Below are 12,583 nucleotides of genomic sequence, written 5' to 3' on the forward strand. Positions count from 1 at the left end.
TTTTTTTTTTTGTTAGCGAATAATTTGTTAGTGGTGAAAAGTGGGGTAATGTGGTAGAGTTAGGGTAGAAAGTGGGGGATGTCCTATGTTCATGGGTGAATATCAGCATAACATCGATGAAAAAGGACGTATGATCATTCCCGCTAAATTTCGTGAAGACCTTGGTTCGACCTTTATCCTAACCCGTGGGATGGACAAATGCGTCTTCGGTTATCCTCTTGAAGAATGGAAAGTGATCGAGGAGAAATTGAAGAGTTTGCCATTCACAAAAAAAGATGCAAGAGCTTTCACCCGCTTCTTCTTTTCCGGTGCAGCAGAATGCCAATTGGACAAACAGGGGAGAGTAAACGTGGCACCTCAGCTTAGAGAGTACGCCAACCTCGAAAAAGATTGCGTAGTGATAGGTGTTTCGAATAGAATTGAAATTTGGAGCAAATCAGTTTGGGAAGAATACTTCGCAGCTTCAGAGGAATCTTTCGGTGAAATCGCTGAGAGCCTCATGGATTTTGATTTGTAGCCAAATGAAAAACTCTCTGACTTTATACACAGGAAGGAAATACATCATGTTTGACCATATTACCGTACTTAAAGAAGAAGCCGTTAATGCCTTAGATGTGAAACCGGATGGAATTTACGTTGACTGTACACTTGGAGGAGCAGGCCACAGCCGACTCATACTCTCAAAACTGACATCAGGCCACCTGTATGCTTTTGACCAAGATGACACGGCCATTGAACATGCAAAAGCTGCCCTTAAGGAATATGAAGGAACTTTCACCATTATTAAAAGCAATTTCCGTTACATTAAAGAAGAGCTTTATAATCGTGGGATTGAGAAAGTAGATGGAATTTTATTCGACCTGGGTGTATCCTCGCCGCAGTTGGATGAAGCAGATCGGGGATTCAGCTATCAGCACGATGCGCCGCTAGATATGAGGATGGATCAGACGGCTCAGCTGTCTGCCCATGAAGTTGTTAACGAGTGGCCTTATGAGAAGCTAGTGAAAATTTTTTTTCAGTATGGAGAAGAAAAGTTCGCTAAGCAGATCGCAAGAAAAATTGAAGCTGCCAGGAAAGATCGGACGATTGAAACAACGGGAGAACTTGTGGACCTGATCAAGGATGCCATACCTGCACCAGCGAGGAGAGCTGGCGGACATCCAGCCAAAAGAACGTTCCAAGCCATTCGAATCGCAGTCAATGATGAATTGAACGCGTTCGAAGAAGCATTGGAGGATTCTATAGAGCTGCTTTCGATCGGCGGAAGGCTTAGCATCATCACCTTCCATTCACTGGAAGACAGAGCCTGCAAAACGATCATTAAAAAGCACAGTACCGGGCCGTCCCTGCCTCCTGGTTTGCCGATCATACCCGAAGAATTTTTGCCAGTATTAAAAAACATAACAAGGAAGCCGATACTACCACGTGAAGAGGAAATTGACGTTAATAGAAGGTCACGTTCGGCCAAACTGCGCATAGCAGAAAAACAAAAATAAAGGAGAGTTATGGGTTGAGTAATTTAGCGTATCAAACACAGAGACAATATCAGCAAGAATCAAAACAAAAATATGTCCAGCAACAAGCACAACCGAGAATCAGAACCCCACGAATAACAAAAGGAGAAAAGTTCCTTTGGGTTTTTGCCTCTCTTATGCTTATTGCAGGCGCCATTTTCATGGTGTCAAACTACGCCTCAATCTATAAAGTGAACTCCAGCATCGAATCCGTTCAAAGTTCGATCAACTACGAAAATAAAGTAGTGGATGATTACAAACAGCAGGTCACAGAACTAAGTGCACCCGACCGCATTCTTAAAATTGCAAAAGAAAAGCTAGGGATGACGCTTAATGATAAAAATGTAAAAGTGCTTGAAAATTAAGGCGGAGTATTAGACTATGGAAAATAAGTTTAAATTTAATTGGGGAGCAGGGGTTATCATGTTAGTTTTCAGCCTGCTCTTTTTTGTGTTGATAGGAAGATTTTTTTACATTGCGTATACGAAACACATTGAAAATGTTGATTTAAAAGCCTATGCAGAAGAAAAATGGACGAGGCACAAAACCCTTGATGCCAACCGGGGGACAATCTTTGACCGCCACGGGCAGGCGATCGCCAAAGATATTCCATCCTATACTGTAACAGCCACACTTGACAAGAAGTATCCGACCCATATTAATGATCCTGCAGCGGCTGCTTCCAAGCTGGCAGGTGTCCTGGATGCAGATGAAGGGACGATCGAAGAAGCGCTGAGCAAAAAGAAATTATTTGAGGTCCAAGTGCCCGGCGGCAGAAAGATCAGCCACAGCGATAAAGAAAAAATAGAAAAGATGAAAATAGACGGTATTGATTTTCGGCCGGAAACGAAACGATATTATCCAAACCAGACGTTTGCTCCTTACGTGATCGGCTATACGAACGAGCAGGGGGAAAACGAAATATCCGGAGCTTTCGGTCTTGAGAAAACGCTTGATAAATACTTAAAAGAAACCAACGGAAGCCTGTCGTTCAAGAGTGATACGAAAGGCGTAAAGCTTCCGGATCCAGGAGAAAAGATCAAGAAACCGAAGAACGGTTCCAATGTATACTTAACACTCGATGAGAAAATCCAAATGGTGCTCGAACAGTCGATGGATAAGGCGAACAAAAAATATAAGCCTAAAAAGATAATAGGTATTGTAGCCGATCCGAAAACGGGCAGGATACTGGCCATGAGCAACCGGCCGGCTTTTAATCCGAACAAGCGGAACATTAAAGACTTTACGAACCTTGCCATCTCAGATCCTTACGAGCCAGGATCTACGATGAAGATCTTTACATTGGCTGCTGCGATCCAAGAAGGGGTGTACAATGGCAATGAGACTTATAAATCAGGCCAATACAAGATTCCCCACAACCGGCCGATCAGCGACCATAATAAAGTTGGCTGGGGAACGATCACCTTCAATGAAGGGGTTCAAAACTCTTCCAACGTGCTATTCTCCAAGCTTGCGAGAGAGAAGCTTGGCTATGACCGGCTTTTAAATTACTTGAAAAAGTTCGGCCTGGATCGTCCGACCGGCATTGATCTGCCGAATGAAAAATCCGGAAGAATCCTCTACAACTATGAGATTGAAAAACTCACCACCGCATTCGGACAGGGGACAACAGTAACACCCATCCAGCAGATCCAGGCGGCAACAGCCATAGCGAACGGCGGTAAAATGATGAAGCCGTATGTGATTGACAAAGTGGTGGATCCTACCGACAAAAAAGTGCTGCTTCAGCACAAACCGGAAGTTGCAGGAAGACCGATTTCAGAAAAAACATCAAAAGAAGTCCGCGATATTTTAGAGACTGTTGTAACGAAAGGAACAGGAAAGCCTTATCAGATCAAAGGGTACTCTGTCGCTGGCAAAACAGGTACAGCACAGGTGGTAGATAAAGAGTCTGGAAGATATGCTCACGGATGGGGACAAAATGTTTTTTCTTTCATGGGTATGGCTCCTAAAGACGATCCTAAGCTGCTCGTCTATGTCGCTGTTGACCGCCCTCATTTGAAAAATAATGAGCTTGGATCTTACCCGGTGTCAGACGTATTCACTACAGTTATGAAAAACAGCCTTCAATACTTGAACATTGAGCCTGAAGATGAAAAAGAAACAAAAAGAAAAATTTCCGACAGCTCGATCAAAATCGATGATTACAGCGGTGAGGAATCTGCAAAAGCTGAAGATGAACTGAAACAGAAAGGGATGAAGGTGCTGACACTTGGAAGCGGAAGTCAAGTCATCTCCCAGCAGCCCTCTGCCTCTTCAGGACTGCTTCCTGGAGAGAGGATCATCCTTCGGACAGAAGGTGATGTACAGATGCCGGACCTTACCGGATGGTCATTGACAGATGTCCTGAAATTTTCGAAGATCATGGACATCGACGCGTCTGTAAAAGGTTCTGGTTTTGCATCGAAACAGAGTTTGAAAAAAGGATCAGTAATCAAAGATAAAGATTACCTGACAGTCGAGTTTGAAAAGCCTCAGATGCCTTCCGTGAATCTCAGCGATGAAAGCGGAGGCGGAACAGAATAAGCTGGCGGAATGGCAAACTGCCATTCCGTTCTAATCGCCTATGTACAAGCATATATTGAAACGAGCCATGTGGAGGAGGTAATCATGTGCGTGTTTCAAATGTGACGGTACGTAGGCGGTTAATTTTTGTTCTTACCTTTGGGTTGATCTTCTTTTTTATCATTGGAGTCAGGCTTATTTATGTACAGTTTGTGATCGGAGACTGGCTGACAGGCAAAGCACTTGACTCATGGAGCCGGAACATTCCGTTTGAACCGCAGAGGGGCGAAATTCTGGATCGGAACAATGTGCCGCTGGCAACCAATATCAGTGCGCCTACTGTCTTTGTGATACCAAGGCAGATCAGCGATCCTGTTCAAACGTCTGAAAAATTAGCAGCCGTGCTGGATATTTCCCAGCTTGATGTATATAAAAAAATCACAAAGAAATCTTCCATCATCCGTCTGGACCAAGGCGGCAGGAAGATCAGCAATGAAAAAGCGAATCAAGTCCGTGAGCTGAACCTGCCTGGTATCTTTATTGCTGAAGACAGCAAGAGGCACTATCCTTACGGCAGCTATCTCTCCCATGTGTTGGGTTTTGCCGGTATCGACAACCAGGGGCTTATGGGACTGGAGCTCTATTATGATAAACAGCTAAAAGGAACAAAAGGGCATGTTTCGTTCTTTTCTGATGCTAGGGGACGCAGAATGCCCTCGTTATCGGATGATTATGAGCGGCCAAAGGATGGTTATAACCTCAAACTGACCATTGACTCCAAAGTGCAGACCATCATCGAACGCGAACTGGACATCGCGCAGGCGAAATATAATCCTGATGGAGCCGTAGCCATTGCGATGAACCCGAATACAGGTGAGATCCTTGGCATGTCAAGCCGGCCTGACTTTGATCCCGAAGAATACCGCCGTGTTGCGCCGGAAGTGTATAACCGAAATCTGCCGGTATGGGCAAACTATGAACCCGGTTCAACATTTAAGATCATTACGCTGGCAGCGGCCCTGGAAGAAAATAAAGTTGATCTCGAGCACGACCACTTTCATGATCCAGGGTCTATTGAAGTTGGCGGCAGGAAACTGCGCTGCTGGAAAAGGGGAGGACATGGCAGCCAATCCTTCTTGGAAGGAGTTCAGAACTCATGCAACCCTGGATTTGTTATTCTCGGGCAGCGTCTCGGCAAAGAAAAACTGTTCTCCTACATTCAAAAGTTTGGATTTGGGCAGAAGACGGGTATCGACCTTCAAGGAGAGGGTACAGGAATTTTGTTTAATCTGAAGAACGTAGGGCCGCTCGAGCTCGCAACAACCGCGTTCGGCCAGGGGGTTTCAGTTACGCCGATCCAGCAGGTTGCGGCGGTATCCGCTGCGATTAACGGTGGTTATCTGTATGAGCCATACATTGCCAAGGAACTGGTTGATCCAGCGACCGGGAAAACGGTGAGCAGGCAGACGCCAAAACTAAAACGGCGTGTCATATCTGAGAAAACATCCAAAGAAGTCCGGCATGCACTTGAGTCCGTTGTAGCACAAGGTACTGGCGGAAATGCGTTTGTAGATGGCTATCGTGTAGGCGGAAAAACAGGGACAGCACAAAAAGCAAAGAATGGAAAATATCTCCAGAACAATCATATTGTATCGTTTATCGGTATGGCTCCTGCAGATGATCCGCAGATCGTTGTTTACGTTGCGGTCGACAACCCGAAAGACACCATTCAGTTCGGAGGTGTAGTTGCTGCGCCGATGGTTGGAAAGATTGTGGATGACTCCTTACGAGCGATGGGGGTAGAGAAGAGGAAGAACCAGATCGAAAAGAAAAAAACGTGGCAGGATCAGGAGCTGATCAAAGTGCCTAATCTTGTAGGCAAGTCGACGAAAGAAATCAAAGGCTTGCTGTATGATTTGAAAATCCAAAGCTCCGGACGAGGGCAATATGTAGTTAAGCAAGCACCGGAACCTGGAGTAAAACTAAAGCCGGGTTCAGTTATTCGCCTGTTTTTGGGTGACAAACCGGATAGGTAGGATTAAAATAGACTTGAATGCTAATAGCCAGGCGATAGCCTTGGCTTCTTTTTCTGATGTGAACTCTTGTAGAAAGGTCTTGATAATGTGGAACTAAAGACACTAGTAAATCATTTATTAAACTATAAAACAGATCATGAAACGAACGCTGAAATTACTTCGATTGAAATGGACTCCAGAGCAGCAGGACCGGGAAGTCTGTTTGTCTGCATCAAAGGGTTTACCGTAGACGGTCACGACTATGCCGGGCAGGCTGTAAAAAACGGAGCAGCTGCAGTATTGGCTGAAAAACCTCTGGAGGGCATTGATTCGGTGCCCGTCATTTTAGTGAACGATACCAAAAGGGCGATGGCGGTGCTCGCCAATGTATTTTACGATTACCCAACAAATAAACTGCATCTGATCGGAGTCACCGGAACGAACGGTAAAACGACCACTTCTCATCTGATCGAGCAGATTTTTTCAGATGCCGGGAAACGCACGGGCATGATCGGCACCATCGATATGAAAATAAATGGAGTCAGCCATAAAGTATCCAACACCACCCCGGAATCTCTTTTTCTTCAAAAAGCGTTTAAAGAGATGAATGATCAGGGCGTGGAGAGTGCAGTCATGGAGGTTTCCTCCCATGCCCTGGATATGGGCAGGGTCAGGGGCTGCGATTATGACATCGCCGTGTTCACGAACTTTACCCAGGACCATTTGGACTATCATAAAGATATGGAGACTTATTTAAGAGCTAAAGGGCTTCTGTTCGCTCAGCTCGGTAATACATACGCCGGGAATAAGGAAAAGATCGCTATCCTTAACAGTGATGACGAGGCTTCAAAAGAGTTCGAAAAAATGACAGCCGCCCAAATATTAACGTACGGTATTGAACAAAAAAGCGATATTATGGCGAAGGATATTAAGGTGACTGGAAAAGGAACCTCCTTTACGCTTGTAACGCCGCTGGAAGAGAGGCCTGTTTCCCTAAAACTAGTCGGTAAATTTTCGGTATACAACGTACTTGCTGCGATTTCAGCTACGCTTTTATCCGGTATTCCGATTGACTCTATTGTCAAAACCATGGAAAATATGAATGGTGTACCGGGGCGGTTTGAAACGGTTGATGCTGGCCAAAGCTTTACGGTAATCGTTGACTATGCCCATACACCTGACAGCCTCGAGAATGCACTGACAACCGTGAATGAATTTGCCGTTGGAAAAGTGATTTCTGTAGTAGGCTGCGGAGGAGACCGTGACCGGACTAAAAGGCCGCTGATGGCAAAGATTGCAGCAGAGCATTCGGATGTTGCCATCTTTACTTCCGATAATCCCAGGACAGAAGATCCGCTTGCGATACTTGAGGATATGAAAGAAGGCGTACAGGGCTACGATTACATCATTAAGCCAGACCGAAAAGATGCGATTACCTACGCAGTAGAAATCGCAGATGACAATGACATTATTCTGGTTGCCGGAAAAGGGCATGAAACCTACCAAATTATCGGGAAAGACGTTCTGGATTTTGATGACAGGAAAGTAGCTGCAGAAGCGATTGGAGCGAAATAGCAATGAAATTGGATTTAAAAGAATTAACAGGGATAGCTGTATCGACTGCTGGAAACATTGAGAATACAGTGATTCATGGGGTAACCAAAGATTCAAGGCAATCTTCTCCGCAATCGCTGTACATTCCAATCTCTGGAGAAAAATTCGATGGTCATCGTTTTTTAATGCAGGCCATTGAGCAGGGAGCTGTAGCCTCCCTTTGGAAAGAAGGTACACCCCTGCCAGAGGGGCTCGAAAGCTCGTTCCCTCTCCTTTATGTAAAAGATACGGTGGAATCTCTTCAGCAGATGGCTAAGCTTTATTTAAGGAAAGTAAAGCCGGTCGTTATTGCTGTAACTGGTTCCAATGGGAAAACGACGACTAAGGATCTGCTGGAAGCTGTTGTTTCCACGACTTTTAAAACCCATAAAACACAAGGGAACTACAATAACCATATCGGCCTGCCTCTGACGATCCTGTCCATGGATAACGACACTGAGGTTATCATTCTTGAGATGGGAATGAGCAATTTTGGAGAGATCTCATTACTTAGCAGATTGTCTGAACCTGATCTGGCGATTGTAACGAATATTGGAGAATCACATATCGAGTACCTCGGAAGCAGAGAAGGCATCGCAAAAGCAAAACTTGAGATTAGAGACGGCCTTAAAGAAAGCGGGCTGCTCATTGTTGATGGAGATGAACCTCTTCTACAGCATCTGTCATCACCCAATGTATTAAAATGTGGCTATGGTGAAGATTGCACGGTGAAGATCGTGAATCAAGATGGTGATGAGGATGGCTTCACATTCGAGCTTGAAGGAGAGAACATGGTTTATTCTCTTCCGCTGCTCGGTACTCATAATGTTAAAAATGCAGCATATGCTATCGCAGTCGGCCATTATTTGAACATTGAGGACAGCGCGGTCAATGATGGTTTGAAAAACCTGACGCTGACCAACATGAGGCTGGAAAAATACCGCGGCTTGAATGGGGCGCTGCTGATCAATGACGCATATAATGCCAGCCCTACAAGCATGGCGGCTGCTATAGAAGCTGTTAAAGGACTGCCGAATTATAAAAGAAAAGCTGTTGTACTGGGAGATATGTATGAACTTGGTCCGACGGAAGAAAAGATGCACCGTGGGGTAGCAGAGTACATTGATGCTGAAATCACAGATGTTATCGCCATCGGAGAAAAAGGAAAGTGGATCGGCGAGGAAGTATTAAAAAAGGGTAAACCTGGGCCAAACGTCTCCATTTTCAACAAAAAAGAAGAGGCGTCTGATGCGATTCGCTCTCTGCTCTCAAAGGACACGGCAGTTCTGTTTAAAGCATCACGCGGGATGGCGCTGGAGACCATCATTAAACCATTTATTGAGGATGTTCAGGAGGCAGGGAAATGATTGAACAAGTATTACTATTTACACTTCTTGCTTCTTTTCTAATTGCTGTTTTAAGCTCGCCATTTTTCATACCATTCTTACGAAGATTAAAGTTCGGGCAAAGCATTCGGGAAGAGGGGCCGAAATCACATCAGAAGAAGTCGGGTACACCAACAATGGGAGGCATTATTATTATTGTTGCCCTTTCGCTGGCTGCTTATATTATGACTTTTAAATTCATTGGAATGAAGACGGAGACGTATTTGCTTCTTCTTGTAACAGTAGGTTACGGGATCGTAGGTTTTCTGGATGACTTTATCAAAGTCGTAAAAAAGAGGAATCTAGGGCTCACTTCCAGACAAAAGCTGGTAGGGCAGCTGGTTATTGCCGCAATCTTCTACATTGGACTTATTAAAACAGGATTTTCAACAGAGATCAGTGTACCGGGGACGGATTTTTCCTTTGATGTTGGCTGGTTCTATCCCGTTCTTGTCGTCGTCATGCTGATAGGAGCTTCTAACGCGGTGAACCTAACGGATGGTCTCGATGGACTTCTTGCGGGAACAGCTGCCATTGCTTTTGGGGCATTCGCGGTTCTTGCTTCCAACCTTCACCACTATGAAACCGCGTTGTTCTCAGTAGCTGTTGTCGGGGGCGTTCTCGGCTTTTTAGTTTTCAATGCCCATCCGGCAAAAGTTTTTATGGGTGATACAGGGTCGCTCGCTCTAGGGGGAGCCATAAGTGCTATTGCCATTATTTTGAAACTGGAACTTCTGCTTGTGATCATTGGCGGTGTGTTCGTTATCGAAACATTGTCGGTTATGCTTCAGGTTGCGTCATTTAAGACGAGAGGAAAACGAATCTTTAAGATGAGTCCTCTTCACCACCACTATGAACTCAGCGGCTGGTCGGAATGGAGAATCGTTGTAACCTTCTGGGGTGTCGGTTTGTTATTCGCTGCCCTTGGAATCTATTTAGAGGTGTGGGTATAAAATGAACGATATGAAAAATTTTCAAGGAAAACATGTACTAGTTCTCGGCTTGGCTAAAAGCGGATTCGCTGCTGCCAAGCTGCTTAAGTCTTATGGTGCGAACGTCGTCGTGAACGATCGAACGCCGATGGAAGAGAATGAACAAGCAAGAAAACTTTCAAGTGAAGGCTATGAAGTAGTCTGCGGGGATCATCCATTATCCTTATTGGACCGTCCGACAGACTTTGTTGTGAAAAATCCCGGAATTCCTTATACCAATCCGATTGTCAGTGAGGCGGTAAAACGCGGCATTCCTGTCATCACCGAGGTAGAAATCGCCGGAAAGGTATCCTGTGCTGAGATGATTGCCATTACGGGATCTAACGGAAAGACTACGACGACCACCCTGGTGGGAGAGATGCTAAAAAACAGCGGACGCAAACCTGTAGTTGCAGGCAACATCGGAACGGTTCTTTCTGAAGTGGCAGACCGGTCAAACGAATCAGATGTTATTGTTGCAGAACTGTCAAGTTTTCAATTGATGGGAACACAGTCGTATGCACCAAGAATCGCAGTTCTTCTTAATATTTTTGAGGCGCACCTGGACTATCACGGTTCACTTGCTGAGTATGCAGCAGCAAAGGGAAGGATTTTTGCCAACCAGAAAGAGAAAGACTTCGCGGTTTATAACGCGGATGACCTGAGAGTTTGTGAATTGGCTCAAAGCACAAAAGCGGTGAAGGTTCCCTTTTCTGTGACGAGAGAATGCCAAGATGGAGCTTACATAAAAGATGGAAGCCTTTATTTTAGAGAAGAGGAAATCATCTCTGTGAGAGATATTGTTCTTCCTGGGCAGCACAACCTTGAGAATATTCTTGCCGCTGTTGCCGCTTCGAAGCTAGCTGGAGCGAATAATGAACAGATTCAGGAAACGTTAAAAACATTTACCGGTGTCAAGCACCGCCTGCAGTACGTAGCGGAGGTCAACGGCAGGAAATTTTATAACGATTCAAAAGCTACCAATATACTGGCTACCCAAAAAGCCATTTCTGCGTTTGAGCAAAAAATCATTCTTCTTGCCGGCGGATTGGACAGAGGGAACGAATTTGATGATTTGATCCCGCAGCTGAAACAAGTGAAGTCGATCATTTTATTCGGACAAACAGCGCCTAAGCTGCAGCGAGCTGCAAAAGACGCCGGAATAGAAGATATTAAACTTGTTGATAATGTGGAGGAAGCCGTTCCTGCCGCATATCAGAATTCTTCTGAAGGTGATATTATCCTTCTATCCCCGGCTTGCGCGAGCTGGGACCAGTTTAAAACTTTTGAACAAAGAGGGGACATCTTTATCAACTCTGTGCATAAACTTAAGTAGAGTTTGTACATGCTGGTTTTGGAACGAGCAAATACAGAAGAGTTGAGGTGTTTCTTTTGCCTGCGACACGAACAACACCGGATATTATTTTAATTGGCACGACATTGCTTCTATTATCCATAGGCATTATTATGGTTTACAGCGCCAGTGCGGATTGGGCACTTGTAAAGTTCAACGATCCGTTCTTCTTCGCTAAACGGCAGCTGCTTTTTGCCGGAGTAGGAGTGGCAGCTATGTTTTTTATTATGAATGTCAATTATATGACCTGGCGTACTTGGGCAAAGATCCTCTTAGTCATATGTTTTGTTTTGCTGGTAGGCGTGCTCATTCCAGGAGTGGGAATGGTGCGGGGGGGCGCAAGAAGCTGGATTGGAGTGGGAGCCTTTTCCATCCAGCCCTCAGAATTTATGAAACTTGCAATGATTACTTTTCTGGCTAAATATTTAGCAGAACATCAAAAAAAGATAACGTCCTTTAAGAAGGGCTTGCTGCCAACATTAGGCCTTGTTATGCTGGCGTTCGCGATGATCATGCTGCAGCCTGATCTCGGTACAGGTTCTGTCATGGTAGGTACGAGCATCGTTATGATCTTTGTAGCCGGTGCAAGAATCTCCCACTTTGTAGGACTAGGGTTCGTCGGGCTTGTGGGATTCGCCGGTCTGATCATATCAGCCCCATACCGGATTAAGCGGATTACCTCCTTTTTAGATCCATGGAGTGACGAGCTTGGAAGCGGGTTTCAGATCATTCAATCTCTGTATTCTTTGGGTCCCGGAGGATTAATGGGGCTCGGACTTGGTGAAAGCAGACAAAAGTTTGGTTACCTTCCAGAACCACAGACGGACTTTATCTTTGCGATTCTATCAGAGGAGCTTGGATTTATTGGCGGTGCATTGGTCTTGCTGCTTTTTAGCATCCTTCTGTGGAGAGGGGTAAGAATTGCTCTTGGCGCCCCCGATTTGTTCGGAAGCTTCCTGGCGATCGGCATTATTGGAATGGTTGCTATTCAAGTAATGATTAACATCGGAGTAGTCACAGGTCTTATGCCGGTCACAGGGATCACTCTTCCACTGATCAGCTATGGGGGATCATCACTGACTCTCATGCTTGCATCGATCGGAGTTCTGCTGAACATCAGCCGTTATGCCAAGTATTAAGCGGTGTCTTACATGCTGAATTTTATGGACAAAGAAGTGAAACAGCTGAAGTTCAGTGTCCTCACAGCGGTTTTAGTTTATTTGTC

10 protein-coding genes are annotated in these 12,583 nt (G+C 45.1%); all 10 read left to right on the forward strand.

Annotated elements, in window-relative coordinates; all coding sequences use genetic code 11:
* Positions 1 to 85 precede the first annotated feature (85 nt).
* Positions 86 to 517: a division/cell wall cluster transcriptional repressor MraZ gene (mraZ, locus tag LCY76_RS09875; RefSeq protein WP_248252505.1), complete on the forward strand. Its 432-nt coding sequence runs from the start codon at positions 86 to 88 to the stop codon at positions 515 to 517.
* A gap of 46 nt (positions 518 to 563) precedes the next feature.
* Positions 564 to 1,496 (forward strand): 16S rRNA (cytosine(1402)-N(4))-methyltransferase RsmH, encoded by a 933-nt coding sequence (gene rsmH, locus LCY76_RS09880; RefSeq protein WP_248252506.1) that lies wholly within the window; start codon positions 564 to 566, stop codon positions 1,494 to 1,496.
* A gap of 14 nt (positions 1,497 to 1,510) precedes the next feature.
* Complete coding sequence (ftsL, locus tag LCY76_RS09885) at positions 1,511 to 1,879, forward strand: cell division protein FtsL (RefSeq protein WP_053354586.1); 369 nt, start codon at positions 1,511 to 1,513, stop codon at positions 1,877 to 1,879.
* A 16-nt stretch (positions 1,880 to 1,895) separates the two neighbouring features.
* Positions 1,896 to 4,061, forward strand: coding sequence for a penicillin-binding protein (locus tag LCY76_RS09890; RefSeq protein WP_248252507.1), 2,166 nt, complete (start codon positions 1,896 to 1,898; stop codon positions 4,059 to 4,061).
* 86 nt (positions 4,062 to 4,147) lie between these two features.
* Positions 4,148 to 6,076 carry a stage V sporulation protein D gene (locus LCY76_RS09895; RefSeq protein WP_248252508.1) on the forward strand — a complete coding sequence of 643 codons (1,929 nt, stop codon included), beginning with the start codon at positions 4,148 to 4,150 and terminating at the stop codon, positions 6,074 to 6,076.
* A gap of 87 nt (positions 6,077 to 6,163) precedes the next feature.
* Entirely contained in the window at positions 6,164 to 7,630 is a 1,467-nt protein-coding gene (locus LCY76_RS09900) for a UDP-N-acetylmuramoyl-L-alanyl-D-glutamate--2,6-diaminopimelate ligase (protein ID WP_248252509.1), read from the forward strand.
* Between the two features lie 2 nt (positions 7,631 to 7,632).
* Positions 7,633 to 9,015: a UDP-N-acetylmuramoyl-tripeptide--D-alanyl-D-alanine ligase gene (locus LCY76_RS09905; RefSeq protein WP_248252510.1), complete on the forward strand. Its 1,383-nt coding sequence runs from the start codon at positions 7,633 to 7,635 to the stop codon at positions 9,013 to 9,015.
* A complete protein-coding gene (gene mraY / locus LCY76_RS09910) occupies positions 9,012 to 9,986 on the forward strand; it encodes a phospho-N-acetylmuramoyl-pentapeptide-transferase (RefSeq protein ID WP_053354581.1) in 975 nt (324 codons plus the stop codon). Before LCY76_RS09905 ends, mraY begins: the two co-directional genes overlap by 4 nt.
* A 1-nt stretch (position 9,987) precedes the next feature.
* Positions 9,988 to 11,340 (forward strand): UDP-N-acetylmuramoyl-L-alanine--D-glutamate ligase, encoded by a 1,353-nt coding sequence (gene murD / locus LCY76_RS09915; RefSeq protein WP_248252511.1) that lies wholly within the window; start codon positions 9,988 to 9,990, stop codon positions 11,338 to 11,340.
* Positions 11,341 to 11,396: 56 nt separating this feature from the next.
* On the forward strand, positions 11,397 to 12,497 hold the full coding sequence (spoVE, locus tag LCY76_RS09920; RefSeq protein WP_053358283.1) for a stage V sporulation protein E: 1,101 nt from the start codon (positions 11,397 to 11,399) through the stop codon (positions 12,495 to 12,497).
* Positions 12,498 to 12,583: the final 86 nt, after the last annotated feature.

The sequence above is a fragment of the Fictibacillus marinisediminis genome (genome assembly GCF_023149135.1).
Classification (GTDB): domain Bacteria; phylum Bacillota; class Bacilli; order Bacillales; family Fictibacillaceae; genus Fictibacillus_C; species Fictibacillus_C marinisediminis.

Excerpts from the sequence above, each read along its gene's own strand:
- mraZ (WP_248252505.1), top strand. The coding sequence starts at position 86 with ATGTTCATGGGTGAATATCAGCATAACATCGATGAAAAAGGACGTATG.
- rsmH (WP_248252506.1), top strand. The coding sequence starts at position 564 with ATGTTTGACCATATTACCGTACTTAAAGAAGAAGCCGTTAATGCCTTA.
- LCY76_RS09890 (WP_248252507.1), top strand. The coding sequence starts at position 1,896 with ATGGAAAATAAGTTTAAATTTAATTGGGGAGCAGGGGTTATCATGTTA.
- LCY76_RS09905 (WP_248252510.1), top strand. The coding sequence starts at position 7,633 with ATGAAATTGGATTTAAAAGAATTAACAGGGATAGCTGTATCGACTGCT.
- mraY (WP_053354581.1), top strand. The coding sequence starts at position 9,012 with ATGATTGAACAAGTATTACTATTTACACTTCTTGCTTCTTTTCTAATT.
- murD (WP_248252511.1), top strand. The coding sequence starts at position 9,988 with ATGAACGATATGAAAAATTTTCAAGGAAAACATGTACTAGTTCTCGGC.